The 16,975-nt window shown below is 47.2% G+C and carries 14 protein-coding genes and 3 tRNA genes; 9 read left to right on the forward strand and 8 right to left on the reverse strand.

The genetic code is table 11. From position 1 onward, the window contains the following. Window positions 1–4: 4 nt before the first annotated feature. Both AC1DFM_RS09375 and AC1DFM_RS09380 read right to left on the reverse strand, forming a co-directional pair. Window positions 5–1,678: a ribulokinase gene (locus tag AC1DFM_RS09375; RefSeq protein ID WP_477076452.1), complete on the reverse strand. Its 1,674-nt coding sequence runs from the start codon at window positions 1,676–1,678 to the stop codon at window positions 5–7. Window positions 1,679–1,824: 146 nt separating this feature from the next. Beyond that, window positions 1,825–3,360, reverse strand: a complete 1,536-nt coding sequence (locus AC1DFM_RS09380; protein ID WP_477076453.1) for an alpha-N-arabinofuranosidase — start codon at window positions 3,358–3,360, stop codon at window positions 1,825–1,827. Window positions 3,361–3,613: 253 nt separating this feature from the next. Between AC1DFM_RS09380 and pepE the strand changes: the two genes are divergently transcribed. From pepE to AC1DFM_RS09415, 7 genes are all read left to right on the forward strand, one after another. Then, the gene (gene pepE, locus AC1DFM_RS09385) at window positions 3,614–4,321 is read left to right on the forward strand and encodes a dipeptidase PepE (protein WP_477076454.1); all 708 of its coding nucleotides are present in this window, start codon (window positions 3,614–3,616) and stop codon (window positions 4,319–4,321) included. A 50-nt stretch (window positions 4,322–4,371) separates the two neighbouring features. Continuing rightward, window positions 4,372–4,962 (forward strand): TetR/AcrR family transcriptional regulator, encoded by a 591-nt coding sequence (locus AC1DFM_RS09390; RefSeq protein WP_477076455.1) that lies wholly within the window; start codon window positions 4,372–4,374, stop codon window positions 4,960–4,962. Window positions 4,963–5,000: 38 nt separating this feature from the next. Beyond that, a tRNA-Ala gene (locus tag AC1DFM_RS09395) sits at window positions 5,001–5,073 on the forward strand. 72 nt (window positions 5,074–5,145) lie between these two features. Next, a tRNA-OTHER gene (locus AC1DFM_RS09400) sits at window positions 5,146–5,220 on the forward strand. A gap of 62 nt (window positions 5,221–5,282) precedes the next feature. After that, window positions 5,283–6,494, forward strand: a complete 1,212-nt coding sequence (locus AC1DFM_RS09405) for a cytochrome-c peroxidase (RefSeq protein WP_477076456.1) — start codon at window positions 5,283–5,285, stop codon at window positions 6,492–6,494. Window positions 6,495–6,555: 61 nt separating this feature from the next. After that, a tRNA-Ser gene (locus AC1DFM_RS09410) sits at window positions 6,556–6,632 on the forward strand. Window positions 6,633–6,656: 24 nt separating this feature from the next. Then, the gene (locus tag AC1DFM_RS09415) at window positions 6,657–8,003 is read left to right on the forward strand and encodes an SDR family NAD(P)-dependent oxidoreductase (RefSeq protein ID WP_477076457.1); all 1,347 of its coding nucleotides are present in this window, start codon (window positions 6,657–6,659) and stop codon (window positions 8,001–8,003) included. 2 nt (window positions 8,004–8,005) lie between these two features. Here the strand turns inward: AC1DFM_RS09415 and AC1DFM_RS09420 are convergent, their stop codons facing one another. Then, complete coding sequence (locus AC1DFM_RS09420) at window positions 8,006–8,725, reverse strand: SDR family oxidoreductase (protein WP_477076458.1); 720 nt, start codon at window positions 8,723–8,725, stop codon at window positions 8,006–8,008. Between the two features lie 80 nt (window positions 8,726–8,805). Beyond that, a complete protein-coding gene (locus tag AC1DFM_RS09425; protein WP_477076459.1) occupies window positions 8,806–9,738 on the reverse strand; it encodes a helix-turn-helix domain-containing protein in 933 nt (310 codons plus the stop codon). A gap of 39 nt (window positions 9,739–9,777) precedes the next feature. Here AC1DFM_RS09425 and AC1DFM_RS09430 point away from each other — a divergent pair, with 39 nt between their 5' ends. After that, window positions 9,778–10,128: an ADP-ribosylation/crystallin J1 gene (locus AC1DFM_RS09430; protein WP_477076460.1), complete on the forward strand. Its 351-nt coding sequence runs from the start codon at window positions 9,778–9,780 to the stop codon at window positions 10,126–10,128. A 63-nt stretch (window positions 10,129–10,191) separates the two neighbouring features. On the opposite strand, the gene AC1DFM_RS09435 is transcribed toward AC1DFM_RS09430, so the two are convergent. Together AC1DFM_RS09435 and AC1DFM_RS09440 are read right to left on the reverse strand one after the other, a co-directional pair. Then, window positions 10,192–11,523: a DEAD/DEAH box helicase gene (locus AC1DFM_RS09435; RefSeq protein ID WP_477076461.1), complete on the reverse strand. Its 1,332-nt coding sequence runs from the start codon at window positions 11,521–11,523 to the stop codon at window positions 10,192–10,194. A 26-nt stretch (window positions 11,524–11,549) separates the two neighbouring features. Beyond that, a complete protein-coding gene (locus AC1DFM_RS09440) occupies window positions 11,550–12,506 on the reverse strand; it encodes a DUF6528 family protein (protein ID WP_477076462.1) in 957 nt (318 codons plus the stop codon). 100 nt (window positions 12,507–12,606) lie between these two features. Between AC1DFM_RS09440 and AC1DFM_RS09445 the strand changes: the two genes are divergently transcribed. Continuing rightward, window positions 12,607–13,068 (forward strand): hypothetical protein, encoded by a 462-nt coding sequence (locus AC1DFM_RS09445; RefSeq protein WP_477076463.1) that lies wholly within the window; start codon window positions 12,607–12,609, stop codon window positions 13,066–13,068. A gap of 183 nt (window positions 13,069–13,251) precedes the next feature. Here the strand turns inward: AC1DFM_RS09445 and AC1DFM_RS09450 are convergent, their stop codons facing one another. Both AC1DFM_RS09450 and AC1DFM_RS09455 read right to left on the reverse strand, forming a co-directional pair. Further along, entirely contained in the window at window positions 13,252–15,666 is a 2,415-nt protein-coding gene (locus tag AC1DFM_RS09450) for a TonB-dependent siderophore receptor (protein WP_477076464.1), read from the reverse strand. A gap of 232 nt (window positions 15,667–15,898) precedes the next feature. Then, the gene (locus tag AC1DFM_RS09455) at window positions 15,899–16,954 is read right to left on the reverse strand and encodes an SO2930 family diheme c-type cytochrome (RefSeq protein WP_477076465.1); all 1,056 of its coding nucleotides are present in this window, start codon (window positions 16,952–16,954) and stop codon (window positions 15,899–15,901) included. Window positions 16,955–16,975: the final 21 nt, after the last annotated feature.

Consider the following 16,975-nt stretch of genomic DNA (forward strand, 5'->3'; position numbering starts at 1 on the left):
AAATTTAATCTATGGTGAGGGCGCTGGTAAAGGCGCCTAATGCTTTATACTTTTGATACCGGCTGGCGTATATGCCTGCCCGTTGGGGTTCCGGTGTATATGTTTTTTCAAATCCCTGCCCCATGGCTTCCATGGCATCCTCCACGCGGGTGAAGAGTCCGGCGGCAGTGGCGGCAAACATGGCGGCACCCAATGCACAGGTTTGTTCCGAGCGGTGAATGCGGATAGGCATGTTCATCACATCAGCCATCATCTGCATGATAAAAGCAGATTTTTTAGCGACGCCGCCGATGCCTATCAATCCTTTCACGGGGACTCCTTCACGCTCGAAGCGGTCTACAATAGCTTTGGCGCCAAAGCAGGTGGATTCCGCCACACTGCGGAAAAGACGTGGGGCATCTGTAGCCAGGTGGAGACCGGTGAGCGTGCCTTTGAGCGACTGATCCGCATCGGGAGTACGGCGACCGTTCAGCCAGTCGATCCCCAGCTCACTGTGCTCGTCTGGCGCGATCTGTGCAGCCTGCCGCGATAACTCCGCAATCAATTTACTGCTGGTTTCCGCGGCCAGTTTCGCAGCGGTATCTGCATCAATCAGCGACGAAGCCGGCAACAGCTGTTGTAACGGCCACGCCAGTACGTTGCTGAACCAGGCGTATGCATCGCCGAAGGCGGACTGTCCCGCTTCCATGCCCATCATACCGGGGATCACGGACCCGGGCACCTGACCGCAGATGCCTTTCACCAGTTTGTGTTGCATATCTTCCATAGGTGCTACCAGCATATCACAGGTAGAAGTACCCATTACCTTGCTGAGATGGTAAGGCGCTATTTGTCCGCCTACGGCGCCCATGTGTGCATCAAAGGCGCCGATGCCAATCACCACACTGGTGGGTAGCCCCAGCCTTTCGGCCCACTCCGCACTGAGATGTCCTGCTGCTTCGCTGGCGGTATAGGTGCTGGTAAACAGTCGCTGTGTGAAGCCCTGCAACAACGGATCTATTGCGGTGAAAAATGCATCCGGTGGTAGTCCGCCAAATTCCGCGGCAAACAATGCTTTATGTCCGGCGCTACAAACTCCCCGCTTCAGTTGACTAACATGCGTGCCGCCCGACAGCAGGAAAGGAATCCAATCGCAATGCTCCACCCAGGAGTAAGTGGCATTTCTAACGGATTCGTCTACACGAAGTATATGCAGCAGTTTGGCCCAGAACCATTCTGAGGAATAAATACCGCCTACAAAGCGGAGATAATTTTCTTCAAAAGTGGCGGCAGTGGCGTTAATAGCAGCTGCTTCCCTGATAGCAGTATGATCTTTCCACAATACAAACATGGCATTGGGATTATCCCGGAAGGCGGGCGTTAATGCCAGTGGTGTACCGGTTTCATCTACTGCTACCGGGCTGGAGCCGGTGGTATCTACTGAAATGGCTTTGATGTGAGCAGCGATGTTACCGCCGGCTTGCTGCAGACATTGTTTGATAGTGGTTTCCAATCCCTCGATGTAGTCCAGTGGATGCTGACGAAAGCGGCTTTGTGCGGCGTTGCAGTACAGTCCATCTTTCCAGCGGGGATAGTAAAACACCGCGGCAGCTACTTCCTGACCATTTTGTACATCTACAATAATGGAGCGTACTGAGTCGGTGCCGAAATCCACGCCTATTACATATGCTGATTTCATATTTATTGTAAAATTGACACTTATAAAAAAGACAAAAAAACACGAATAATGGTGAGCGGCTGAAGTTGTTTACTATGCCAGGTGGTACGCCCGGCATTGCATCATCATGTAAACAAGATCCTCCACTACACCATTATTCGTATTGGCTATTTCAATTCCAGTACTACCACGGAGAAAGGTGGGAGCTTTACGCTGATGGTATTCTTTTTCAGCGAAGCGCCTTTAAAATCAACCGGTTTAATATTATCCGGTTTGGTAAAGCTGTTATAGTCCTGCAGTTTGGCAGCTGTAAGCAAACGGCCGCTGATAGACTTATAACTTTCAGTACGCGTATCCAGCGTAATTTCCTGGGTTTTATGCGCGTCTATGTTGACCAATGAAATATGTGTAATTCCATTTTTATCTTTTGAAGCGGACGCTGATACGGCGGAAAGCTTTTCATTTCCAAACGTATAGTCGTTGCTATGAATATCTATAGGAATCAGGGTGGCATCCTGGTGTACGTTATACATCTCCATCACATAATAAGTAGGTGTGAGCACCATGAGATCTCCCTTGGTGAGGATGACAGATTGCAGCACATTTACGGCTTGCGCCAGGTTGGCCATGCGTACACGGTCGGAGTGATTGTTAAAGATATTCAGGGTAGATCCGGCGATCATAGCATCCCGCATGGTATTTTGCTGGAAAAGAAATCCGGGATTCGTTCCCCCTTCCACGTTATACCATCCACCCCACTCATCTACCACCATAGCTGTCTTTTTACCTGGATCATATTTATCCATGATGGCGGAATGTTTGCGGATGAGGGTATCCATAAACAGGGCCTGTCTCATAGTGGTAAAATATTGCTCTTCCGTGAAGTCGACAGCGTCGCCTTTCTTATTCCAGTCTATCACAGAATAGTGGTGAAGGGCAATGCCATCCAGCATAGACGCGGGAATATTTTTCATCAGTACTTCCGTCCAGTTGTAGTCAGAGCTATTGGCGCCGGAAGCAATTCTGAAAATGTGTCCCTGCATGAAGGTGGCAAATTTACGATACAGGTCTACATAGTACTCCGGGCGCATATTGCCACCGCAGCCCCATGCTTCATTACCGATCCCCCAGAAGCGTACTTTCCAGGGTTCTTCCCGGCCATTTTGCCGGCGCAGGTCCGACATAGGGCTTTTACCGCTGAAGTTGGTGTATTGCACCCAATCGGCCAGTTCCTGTACAGTGCCGCTGCCTACGTTGCCGGAGAGGTACGGTTCTGCGCCAAGTTCTTCGCACATATTCAGAAAGTCGTGTGTACCGAAGCTGTTATTTTCGGTAACATTTCCCCACCAGGAGTTTACAATGGTAGGTCTTTTATCTTTCGGGCCGATGCCGTCTTTCCAGTGATAAGTATCTGCGAAACAGCCACCTGGCCAGCGTAAATTAGGAATCTTCATTTTGCGCAGGGCGGCAATAACATCTTTGCGTACCCCATTGGTATTGGGAATATGTGAGGTGTCACCTACATAAAATCCGCCATAGATACAATTTCCGAGGTGTTCGGCAAAATGTCCGTAGATATTGCGGTTAATGGTTTGTGTGGGTGCATCCGGCTTAAAAGTAACGGTATTTTGTGCCTGAATGGCCTGTGTGGAAAGCAGCAGCCCCAGGATACCCGTGCGGATGTATTGATACTTTTTCTTCATAACGAGGATTTTAAAATGTGGTCAAACAGCGTTGATTTGCTGTGACAATTCAAAAGAACAAAATAATTGTCAATTTTACAATTAAAAAGAAAAATAAATTACAAAACGCATTACCATGGCTAAATACAGAATACGGCATCAGATACAAAGCGATTTTCTGTTATCCATAAAGCCACGATATCGCCGTCGGTTCAGGTGATGTTGAAATATATTTTAGGGAGATGACCTACATTTGTCGGGTAATTTTTTGACCATGAAGCATTTTATACTGGCGAGTACCTCCACTTTATTTGGAGAAACCTACCTGGCTTATCTGCAGCCTTCTATGAAAGTATTGTTTGCGGGCGCAGATGAAATCATCTTTATTCCTTTTGCACGGCCGGGTGGTATTTCGCACGATGACTATACCAGCAGGGCGGCGGAAGCCTTTGGCGCCATTGGCATCCAGGTACGCGGACTGCATACTTTCGATGATCCGGCGGTGGCCATTAAAAACGCAAAAGGCTTTTTTACCGGAGGCGGGAATACCTTTTTACTGGTGAAAACCCTGCATGAGCTGGGCCTTATGAATACCTTACGGGATGCGGTTAACGGCGGAACGCCTTATATGGGATGCAGTGCCGGTAGCAATATAGGCGGCGTTACTATGCGCAATACGAACGACATGCCCATTGTATATCCTGCCAGTTTCGATACTATGGGACTTATTCCGTTTAACCTGAATCCACATTACCAGGACCCTATAGAAGGTTCGCAGCATATGGGAGAAACCCGGGAAACCCGTATTAAAGAATACCTCACACAGAATACGGTGCCGGTACTCGGACTGCGGGAAGGCAGCTGGGTATATGCACACAACGGCACTTTAACGCTGCAAGGAAAGTTGACTGCCCGCATTTTTGAAGCTGGGAAAGACCCTTATGAGCTCCCTGCCGGCAGTTCACTGGATGGCCTGAAATAAAAAGTCTCCCGGAACGCTTAAAAGAACAATCATTCTTTTATCTTTGCGCCATGCGCGCTAAAGATGAAAATAAAGCCATAGTGATCCGGGAGAAAGCCATGGAAATGATCGTTTCCCAGGGGTTTGATGGATTGAGTATGCATAAACTGGCCAAATCGGCCGGGATATCCGTATCTACCATCTATATTTATTTTAAGAACCGGGAAGATCTGCTGAATCAGCTCTATGCAGAAACGGCGTATAATTTCGTGCAAACCATGCTGACTGGCTTCAGCGCAGACATGACTTTTGAAGAAGGCCTCTGGCAGCAGTGGCGTAACCGCTTTCGCCATATCCTTCAGCATCCGCTACATCATCGCTTCTGGGAACAGTTCAGGAATTCCCCGCTGATTGAAAAACAAAACGACCCCTGCGAACAACGCTTCAAGCAAACCATGCGTGATTTTGTAGCCAACGCGGAAAAAAAGAAAGAAATTGTAAAGTTGCCGCAGGAAATTTTCTGGGCGATTGCCTATGGCACATTCTATACACTCGTCAAATTCCACCTCGATAACTCCACCATGGCAGGCCTGCCATTCACGCTCAACGACGAATTACTGAAGCTCACCTTTGACCGGGTAATGCAGTCGCTACGCCCATAACGGTAACGTATATACTTTTTTATTATCTTCGCAGCGACAGGAGTGTAGCTCAGTTGGAAGAGCATCTGCCATGCAAGCAGAGGGTCACTGGTTCGAGCCCGGTTGCTGCTGTCATTTATCTTCCGCCACAATTCCTGCCCTGCTAACGGAAACAAATATACTTTTCACTACCTTCATACCGGTAAAAGCGTAGTTCAGTTGGAAGAACGCTTACCCCAAAGTTTGAGGTCACCGGTTCGAATCCGGTCGTTTTTACCATTTTTTTTATMACTTGATAAGGGTATTTTTCTATTGAAGTGTGGTAGTTAAAAAAACCGCCTATGTCAATGGTAAATCGCCCAACAAGTTTGTTAGGTCTGCTGTTTATGACAGCCGTGATCACCCTCCAAATGCTGTCTTGTAAGAAAGATTCGGCCAACACACCTCATGAACCCGGCCCCGGTCCCGAACCCGGTAACGGCCCAGGCGCCCCCCATCTGCCAGCCACATTATATGATTATGTCAACACCATCAATAATATGCCTGCCTGGATGAAGGCGCACATGAAAGCACATCCGGAGATGGATAATACACCTGCAGACAATCCCATCACCAACGCCGGCGCCACTTTGGGCAGGGTACTTTTTTATGATAAATCGCTGTCGGTGAATAATACCATCGCCTGTGCTTCCTGTCATCATCAGGCCAATGCTTTTGCTGACATCACCGCTTCGTCGAAAGGCTTTGAGGGTGGGCATACCCGGCGCAATGCCATGCCGGTGGTGAATATCCGTTTCTTCGTGGATCGTAAAATGTTCTGGGACTTCCGGGCAGCCGATCTCGAAACACAAACACTGATGCCCATCCTGGATCATATAGAAATGGGAATGCCTGATTTGGTCACCTTAGAAAAGAAGTTAAGTAAGATAGGCTATTATCCGGCCCTGTTTAAATCTGCGTTCGGCACCACCGATGTTACTTCCGCTAAAATAGGTAAAGCATTGTCACAGTTCCTGCGCTCCATCGTTTCCTTTAATTCAAAATATGATCAGGGCGTAGAAAACAATTTCGCCAACTTCACGCCACAGGAATTAGATGGGCTGCATATCATGCAGAGCGACTTCTGCACGGAATGCCATAGTGATTTAGGCACCAGTAGCCGGGGACAGAAATCCTCCTTTCTACCGCTGGAAAATACCGGTATCAATACCGGCATCGGCTCTAACAATGGACTGGAAACAGATTACACCGACAAAGGCTACGGAGAAATTACACATCAACCCAAAGATCAGGGTACCTTTAAAATTCCCAATCTCCGCAACGTAGCGCTAACAGCACCTTATATGCATGACGGCCGCTTTGCCACGCTGGATCAGGTGCTGGAACACTACGCCAGTGGTATTAAAGCCAATCCCAACCTGGGCATGCAACTGAGGGTCGGCGGCATTCCGTTAACAGCCGATGAGAAAAAGAACCTGATCGCTTTCATGCATACCCTCACTGATGAATCGCTGTTGAAAGACGAGAAATATGCAGATCCGTTTGTGAAATAAAAACAAGACATCTTTAATAACTGTTTCGCATACACGCTTAAATCATTACTTTTGCCGCGGCAGTAGCATGGACCAAACCAGGAAGGTCGCCTTCTAGCTAAGAAGGAAATACCAGTTCGAGTCTGGTTGTTGCTGCCACCATTATATTTAAGCACCATCACTATGCAGGAGTTCTCAACAGACGAATGGGATAAGTTTTATACCATACTACAGTTTCTCAGCAAACATCCCTTTGACTCTCCTGATACCGAACGTTTAAAAGGACTGGTCACCAAAATATATAAAACCGCGCGTAAAGAAATCCGGCAAACGGAATTGTCGCGCCGTGGAGAATCCGACCAGCGCAAGATAGAGAACACCGTCGTGTTCCAGCAAGGGCTGCAATCCTCCGTCGACCAGGTGCTTACAGATACCATTTACTTACCTATCCAACAGGAACTGGAAAATGCCAGCATCTGTTACGCCTGCAGGGAACGCTATACCACTGTACACTTTCACTATCACCGGCTTTGCCCAGGCTGCGCGCAAATTCATATGGACAAGAAGGCGCAACGTGTAACCCTGACCGGTAGAACCGCGATTGTTACCGGCGCACGCATGAAAATTGGTTATGTCACTGCTTTGCGTTTGCTGCGCGATGGCGCCACCCTGATTGCTACCACCCGTTTTCCTGCAGATGCCTTGCTGCAATACACCAAAGAACCGGATTACGCCGAGTGGAAAGACCGGCTTACCATTTACGGTCTGGATCTGATCAGTATCCCGCAGGTGGAACAATTCCTGCAATATTGCTACCAAACCTTACCGGCCCTGGATATTCTCATCAACAACGCGGCGCAAACCATTCACTATCCACCGGAATATTACCAGCCTTTAGTGGACAAGGCGGCGCAATTGCCATTACTTCCTGTGGCTGATCAGGCACGGATTGCAGGCACTGCACCTGCCACCCCTACCCTGATTGGCACTTCCGATTTATTTCCACCCGGGCAGCTGGATTATTTTAATCAACCCCTGGACCTGAGAAGTAGTAACAGCTGGGTGATGCGCCTGGATGAAGTGGATACCACGGAAGTATTGTCGGCCAACCTGGTGAATAATATATCTCCCTTTATGCTGAACAGTCGCCTGAAAGCGCTGATGCAGCAATCATCGTTTCCCGATAAATTTATCATCAACGTTACTTCTTCAGAGGGGCAATTCAGCTATGCGCAAAAAACCATCTATCACCCGCATACCAATATGACCAAAGCCGCGCTGAATATGATGACACGCACCAGTGCATCTGATTATGCAGCAGCCAATATTTACATGAACAGTGTGGATGTGGGATGGGTATCTACGGGTAACCCGATAGAGAAGAAGTCCAGGCTGGAACAAAGTGGTTTCCTGCCACCGCTCATGCTGGACGATGCCGCCGCACGCATTTATGATCCTATTGTACAGGCCATCAATGGTACGCCGGCATTTGGAAAGTTGTATAAAAATTATGAAGAAGTAGCCTGGTAGGGTTACAGCGCTAAACCACCATCGCAACGTATTACCGTACCTGTTATATTGCCGTTTCTCATCAGAAACCGGATGGTATCCGCAATATCTTCTGGCTCTCCTACTCTACCTACCGGCGTTTGTGCCGCATAAGCTTCAAAGGTAGCAGCCTTATCTGCTGCTGGCAGGAAGTCCCACCAACCCGTGTTTACCACGCCCGGAGAAACAGCGTTGATCCGTAAGGGTTGTATTTCTTTCGCAATAGAAGGAATCATTAACTCCAGTGCACCATTGATAGCGGCCAGTCCGGATACGCCCGGCGCCTGTGTAATGGCAGAAATAGCGGTGATCAGTGTAATGCTGCCTCCTTTATTGATATAAGGCAGGGCTGCCTGCAAGGTATTCAGCTGAGGCCAGAACTTGCCTTCAAAACCTTCCCTCAGATCGTCCAGCGATAAATCCGCGAATTTCCCGGCTCCTTTTGCGCCGCTTAACGCAATCACCAGGTGATCAATGCCACCCTGTGTACTGAAAAACGCATCCAATTCGGAGCGGTTGTTACTATCCAATGTGGCGGTTTGTATGCCGGGATGTGCTGCGGCAGCACTTTCCAAACTGGCAGCCGTACGGCCGGTAACGGTTACTTTCGCATTTTCTTTGGCCAATGAAACAGCAGTTGCCAAACCAATACCAGTGGAACCGCCTGCAATAATTACTTTCTTACTTTCAAATGTGGTAGACATATCGTGATCTTTTATGTACACAAAGTTGGTCCATAAAAGGCGATGCATTGTTATCCGGATTATGCATTGTATTAACCCGATTATGCATTTTTACGATACGACAAAGGCGTTTGCCCGGTCTGCTCCCGGAAGAAACGGTTGAAACCCGCGGGGTCACTGAAGTTCAGCTGATAGGAGATCTCTGATATGGCGGTATCCGTGTACCTTAATACGGCTTTGGCTTCCTGCACCAGCATGTCGGCAATGGCGGCTGATGCCGTATGCCCGGTAATGTCCTTTACCGTACGATTCAGGTGATTAGGGGTAACACCCAGCAGTGCTGCATAATCTGCTACTTTTTTCTTTGTGAGAAAATGCTGGCTCACCAGTTTCTTAAACCGGGGCACCAGGTAAGTGTTTCGTGTATCAGTAGCCGTTAGATGCAGCTCCTGCGTGATATAGCTTCGCTTTACCTCCAACAACAGCAGGTAAAGGTACATCCGCACGGCCCTGTCACATCCGGGTTGGTGGCGCCTTAATTCCTCATTCATCTTACCCACAAAATCCGCTACAGCAGTAATAGCGGCTTTATCCAGCTGAATAAAGGGGATGCCGGAATAATCGAAGAAGGGAAACTCAATGGGTATTTTACCCGCTGGCAATAGGTCTTCCAGGAAGTCGGCGTTGAATAAAATGTAGTATCCAAAAGTATCCGCAGCGATATTGTCTTTACTAAAGACCTGTCCGGGAAAAGTAAAACTCAGCGTACCTGGTTGATGACGGAACTTTTCCAGCCCGAGCTGCACATCCACACCACCGCTTAAGGTAATACTGATCCGGTAAAAATCAGACTTCAACGGCCCTACCGCGGAGCGGAGGCCTTCACTGGAATAGACTTCAAATCCCGGAATACGTTTGGCTACTTCCAGGTTGTTGTATCCGAAGTCGGAGGTATCATTTTCCTGCCGGTGCAGGTGACGGAAGTCGCCCAATACGTATTGCGGGATGTCGGGTTGCTTATTTTTGGTACTCATTTGCCTATATTCGTCCTTAAAATTAGACAAAAAACCACAATGGAGTTAACCACCCTTTATCGCCCCGTAGGACCAGCAGAGCTGGTATTAATTGAACAATCCGGCTGGAAAAGATTTCCGCCCAGGCTTCCGGATCAGCCTATCTTCTATCCGGTAATGAATGAGGCATATGCCATACAAATTTCTGTGGAATGGAATGTACCGGCATATGGCGCCGGCTATGTGACCAAATTTGAGGTAGATAGTAATTTTCTGAAACGATACAACGTAGAAAATGTGGGCGGGGTTATACATAATGAATTATGGGTACCCGCGGAAGAACTGGCGGAATTTAATGATCATATTGTAGGGTTGATTACAATAACGCAGTCGTATCCGGCAACATTATAAAAGCAGCAAAGCCGCCAGGATATTCCCTTAGCGGCTTTGTTACTTTATTTTTGCTATAAGTTCCTATCTCGCGATATCAATCTTCACTTTCTTATTCTTAATCTTTTCGTTTTTAATTTGCTCCAGCACGTGTCCTACTTTGGATTTCACCACGGCCACAAAAGAGAAGAAGTCTTTTACTTCAATTAAGCCGATATCTTCTTGTTTCATATGGGCTTTTTTGGAGAGGAAGCCTACGATATCTACTTTATTCACTTTATCTTTTTTACCTGCGGCGATGAAAATGGTGGTCCATTTTGGTTTCTCAGGTATAACAGCAGTAGCGGGCAGTTCGATGTTTTCAACAACTTCATCTGCCAGGTAAGGCATGCGTTTTTCATCCGGCGCYAGTATTACAATGGCGGTACCGCTGGCTTCCATACGGGCAGTACGCCCGTTGCGGTGTGTCCAGCTATCTTCTGTATGCGGCAGGTGGAAATGTACGATGTAGCGGATATTCGGAATATCTAATCCACGTGCGGCCAGATCGGTAGTAACCAATACGTTTACAGAGCCGTTACGGAATTTGCAGAGGGCCGCATCGCGTTCCTGTTGCTCCATAGCGCCGTGATAGAAAGTATTGATGATACTTTTTTCTGACAGCAATTTGCTGGTACGTTCTACGGCATCGCGATGATTACAGAATACGATAGTAGAGCGGTTGCCGAGGTAGCAGATGAGGCGGAACAGGGTGTCTACCTTATCATTTTCTGGCGACAATACTTCTTTGATGGTGAGTCGTGCTACCGGGGTACCCTCTTCAGGCAGGAAGTTCAGCTTCTCTGGCTCATTGAGGGCCAGGAATTCCGGTATTTCCACTGCTTCGGTAGCAGAGGTCAGGATGCGTTTCTTTACATTGGGTAATGATTCCACAATGAAAGACACTTCTTCCTGGAAGCCCAGTTCCAGTGTTTTATCGAATTCGTCCAGTATCAGCGTTTCAATGGCTGCTACGGTAATGTTTTCGCGACGGATATGATCTCCCAGGCGGCCGGGTGTTCCTACAATGACTGCCGGCGGCTGAACCAGGTTGTTTTCTTCTGTTTCTCTCAGGTGGCCACCATAGCAGGCGGTGATTTTGTAGCCGGTTCCCATGAGTTTAAACACCTTCTCGATCTGAAGGGCCAGTTCGCGGGAAGGCACTACGATCAGGGCCTGTGTATTTTTATTGGCAGGGTCCAGTCGCTCCAGTATTGGCAGCAGAAATGCCAGCGTTTTACCGGAACCAGTGGCTGACAACAGGATTACATCAGCGTGCTGCATGTTTGCGTCCACCGATGCCTGTTGCATGTCATTGAGTGAATCGATCTTGAGATTGGTAAGGATATTACCTAATGAGTATTTTTCTTTTTGCATTTGCTGGCAAAAGTACGAAGAATCTACTACTTACAAAGATGCACCTGGTCATTGACCGGATAACTGAAGGTATTTGGTATTACCCATCTTGCTTTATAAATTTTCCAGCCTTTATGAGAGAAGACGCTATTCCCTTTGGCATCCAGCACTTCGTCCGTCCACCACGACTCTTTAGGCCTTACCAGCAGTACCGGCAGCCCGTTGCCGGCAGATGATACACTCTTGATATTAGCCTGCAATACAGGCACCTGGGTCAGTTGCTTACTGATCACATTAAACGTATATACGTTGGTGCTGTTGGTGAGCCATAGATTTTTTTCACCATATACCGGGAACAAGTCGTGCCCCTCCTTACCAGGGAGACTGATCACCGTATCGGGTATCAGGTCCGGGGCCGCACAGTTGAAATTGTACTTAAAGCTATGCATGGTAGCCATGGCAGCAGACCAAAGTCTTTGCTGCCCGGCATCCCAGACTACGTTGTGGCCAAAATCGATGGCCACCTTTTTCGTATATACGCCATCAGGAAACTGCAGCGTATCTGTTTTAAATAGCATCAGGTAGTTGCCTGTGCTGGAAGCGCTGACAATATTGCCATCCGGCAATAGTTCAGCGGAGTGGGTATTTCCACCGGCATAGGCATAGAACACCGTTTTTTTATCTGCAATCCTGATCAGGGCCACGCCTCCACCGGAAGCGTTTGTCAGGATATATTGATTATTGTATACGGGTTTAGCGTCGCTGGGGTTGCTAAACCATTTAACATGTTCCGGCTTTACGTTGGAATTTTCCGGTTTCCATTCCCAGATCAGGGCGCCGGTGGCCACATCTACAATCACAATCCGGTGTTGCGACTGCTCCGCCAGCACCATACATTTACTGCAATCCGCCACCGTGGCGGGTGTATCTGTTGCTACCTGCGCCACGGCGCTTTTACTAAAAAAGGCTACGGTTATACAAAGTATATATCCTATTTTTTTCATCTTCAATAGTTATCATTAAGTGCATTGCTACGTGCCTCAATAATACATCAGCAAACCGGATATGTATAACGTTTTGCCACTTTTTGTTTAATTTGAGGGTATGAAAATACCTTATATCGTACTGGCGCTGGGAACCGGCATCCTCGCTTCCTGCCATCAACAAGGACAGCAACAAACTACGGCTGTCAAGGATTCCTTACCCGTAGAAACGGAAAAAAAGATCAATTGCTATGAAAAGACGCTGGGCAGAGATACCATTCAGCTCACCCTCACCTACCAGGATAGCGTAGCTACCGGTAAACTGGTATATAACTTCTTTGAAAAAGATAAGAATACCGGCGACTTCAAGGGCATCCTTCACCAGGGCATTGTCCGGGGCAAATACACTTTTTATAGTGAAGGCGTGGAAAGCAGTAGGCCCGTGATTTTTAAGGTAACGAAAGAACAGGCTTTTGAAGCAGTACCTGAAAGCTTTGACCAACAAGGCATTCCGGTGTTTCCGGTGGATGACAGTCAGTTGAAATTTGATAGCGTTCCGTTGGAATCGGGCGCGTGTAAATAGCGCAGAAAGCGAAAGGCAGAAAGCATAAAGTTATTGCAGCGAATGACTAATGCGAATTTTTGTCTTAGGACAGGATTAAACTGATGATACTGATTTTCATTTATTGATACAGATAGAATAAAAAAGCAACAGCCGCGCTCAAATAAGCGCGGCTGTTGCCTTTTATTGATAACACGACAATTATTAGAATTTGTAAGATACCGTTCCGGTGAATTGGGTTGGCGGTATTGGATTTACGCTATAGTTTTCGTGTACGTAGTAATTGTAAGTATTGGTAACATTAGACACTTTCGCCATTACACCAAAGCGTTTGAAATTGTAACCAGCGCTGATATCCAGGGTAGAGAAACCAGGTACAGAGATCAGGCGGCTTGGAGGAGCTGGTTTATCTTTAACAACCGGAGGAACTGTGTTATTCCAACCAGCAAAACGCYGACCGATATAATAGTAGCCTACGCCGAGTTTCAGGCCTTTCAGTTTAGTTTCCTGTAAAGTATAAAATACGCTGGCATTGGCAGTGTGATTTGGGTTACCTACCAAACGCTCACCAGCCACAGAACTACCCACAACACCTGGCGTATTTTCGATGGTCATGCTGTTGTAGCTATATCCGGCAATTACGTCCAGACCAGGCAAAGGATGACCTGCGATATCCACTTCCACACCCTGGCTCAGTGTTTCACCGATCAGTGCTTTGAAATTGGTATTAGTATTCGCTTTTCCGAGAGAATCGAATGGCGCTGTTTGCGTGTAGTTATTATTCTTAATGCGGTAAACAGTTACGTTTACAGACAACAGCCCTTTCAGGAAGTCATTTTTCACACCTGCTTCATATTGAGAAATAATGGAAGGTGGCAGGTTCTTATTGTAAATATCTTTTCCACTGTTAGGTGTAAAGGAAGTAGAATAGCTGGCAAAGATGGCAGAAGTAGGAATTGGTTTATATACTACACCAAAGCGAGGAGAGAATGCCTGATCATATCTGGCATCACCAATKGTTTTACCACCGTTGAAGTTATATACTGCAGGACCTTCTGTTTGCAGGTAAGAGTAACGGATACCTGCCATCACTTTTACTTTTTCTGAAATGCTGATCAGGTCCTGAACATATATACCAATTCTATTTACAGGTGCATTAGACACAGATTTCAAAGTATCCACCGGCTTATCAGTACGACGGGCGTACATAGCAGGATCAAATACGCTGATGCTATCATAAACACCGCCGGTTTTGGGGAGAATAGACGTTACACCATAACCATAAGTACCGGTGAGGTATCTATCTGCATCCACACCCGCCAGGATCGTGTGTTCCAGCGCACCTGTTTTCAGGGTACCGGTAACATCTATCTGTCCGGAGAAATAGTCTTCATTGGTGGCATTCGCACCTAAAGCACGGTATAATTTACCATCTCCTTTTGCCTGAATTCTTTCCAGTGAATAGTAATCACGTTGGTATTTAGAATAAGACACGATACCATTCAGGGTCCAGTTGTTACTTAATTTATGGCGGATATTGGCAGAAGTAGTGGTTTGCTGTGTGTGTGCGTAGTTCCATGCCTCACCGTAGAAAGTATTACGGGATGCTTTGTAGTTCAGCGCTGTATCTCCGATAGATCCGATACCAAAATCAGGTGTAAAGTCGTGTTTCAGGTAATCTGCCTGTACCAGCAATTCTGTGCGGTCGCTGAGTTTAAACAGGAAGGAAGGATTGATATAATAACGTTTGGAGTGTACCTGATCGCGGTAGCTGTCAGCTGTTTCGAAGGTACCATTTACGCGGTAAGCGATTTTGGAAGACAAGGGACCGTATACATCAAAAGATGGTTTTAACAGACCATAGCTACCTGCGCGAAGGTTTACTTCTCCACCAAAATTGAACTTAGGTTGTTTGGTCACCATATTCAGGATAGCACCCGGAGCTACGTTACCATACAGGATAGCAGCGCTGCCTTTCAGTACTTCTACTCTTTCCAGAGAGCTCATTTCAGGCATTGCACCGGAGTTAACGCGGGCGCCATTTTTAAAGGTATTGGTGCTGGAGAAACCATAACCACGTGCGTTGAAGGTTTCCTGGGTACCGGCTCTGGTAGAAGCCATGTATACACCATTGATATTTTTCACCACATCGCTCATGCGTTGTGCCTGTTGATTTTCTATTACTTCATGGCCAATCAGGGATACCGCCTGTGGTAAATCCATGGCTGGTACCGGTAATTTACCGATGGTTACCGGCCTGCGGTTAATGGTACGGGTTTGTGTACCATCTACCACCACTTCGTTCAGTTGGCTGGAAGTAGCTTCCAGTGCAAAGTTTACAGCGGTGATCTGATCTGCTGCCACCGTTATCTGGTTATTGATGGTTTTGGTACCGGTGTAGGAAATCACTAAAGTATAATTACCCGGCTTCACATTTTTTAAAGCAAATTCTCCGTCTTCGTTGGTGAGGGTACCTTTTTTCGTGTCCTTCAGTCCAATGGTTACAAATGCTGCTGGCTGCCCGTCTGCTGAGCTAATCTTTCCCTTAATACCACCTGTTTGAGCGAGTACTGTGAGATTTACTAAAATGAGTCCGATGATAAAGTATAAATGTTTCAACTACAGTAAATTTTGCGCAAATGTCCACTAAAGCGAACCGAAACAAAGATCGAATCGGGAAATTGATTTACGCAATCCGGAAAAAATGAAACGGGAATCGGTTTTCCCGATTCGATGATTTTAGCGCCATCTTCCGTAATTATATAAAAAACAAACAGGTATATATTAAAAATATATACCTGTTTCATCATTTATCAAAAAGGGAAAAGATCCATTCGGGAAAAGCTCCCTTTTATTTCTTCATTTCATTAATCCATTGTTTAATCAGCGCCACCCCTTCCTTATGTATCACCGTACGCGCCAGCTCCGGCATAGCGGTACCCGGTTCCACACTATTCATGCGGTAAGCCAGGATAGAATGCTGTGCATCACCGGGGATCACGTCGTAGTCGAGGCCACCCGCACCGCCACCAGCGGAAACCGGCGACTTCCGGATGCCGAGGTTATCCTGACCCGTTTGCTCATATTCCAGGAAAAGGCCTGTATTATAGGCATCTCCTCCTTTAGTATGGCAATGGGCGCAATTCACATCCAGGTAGGCCCGGGCCCTTTGATTAACGGTAAAGTGCACACTGTCTTTCCAGTTGGGCAGCTGCGCTACCTTATCCATGGCCGGCAAGCCGCTGAGCAGCCCACCGGAAGCCCACTGCTGCAGCTGATTTTCTGCCTGGCCAACGCGGGTATAGTTCAGGTTGCGCGCCTTCGGCCCAATGGGCGTGAGTACGCTGTTATTGATATGACAACGCTTACAATCGTTGGTATTAGGCATCTGGTATACGGTGGACTGCTGCTGACCGCTGTCGTCCAGGAAGGTAATCGGGATCTTTTTACCCAGTATCCACTTCTCGGCATCCTGCTGTTCCTTGTTCCAGAGGTAGTTCATCACCTTCCACTGCTTATCTGCCGGATCTTTGAAGAGTATCCGGGTTTCAATCATGATTTTTTCATGCGCCGGATTGGTATAAGCAAAGTTTTTTACGATGAATGTCGAATCGGGAAAATCCAGCGGACCATGGTCGGTATACTGCATGGTTTTCCCATCCGGCAACACAATGAAACGATCTTTTACGGAATAGTCTGTGAACAACGGCGTGGCCAGTTCATAGTTGATGATTCCTTTGCGGGGCGTCAACGTTTTAAGCGCACCAGTAAAGAAACCGTAATCCGACAATTTCGCTTTAAACTGAAACGGGCCTGCCGCCGCAGCAGGCGCCGGTTTCTGCTGACAGCTCTGCGTAGCGGCTATCCAACATAAAAAACACACAATTATTAAGCAAGGCTTCCTCATCTCCCTATAAAAATTTAATAA

Source organism: Chitinophaga sp. 05T412 (assembly GCF_056396465.1).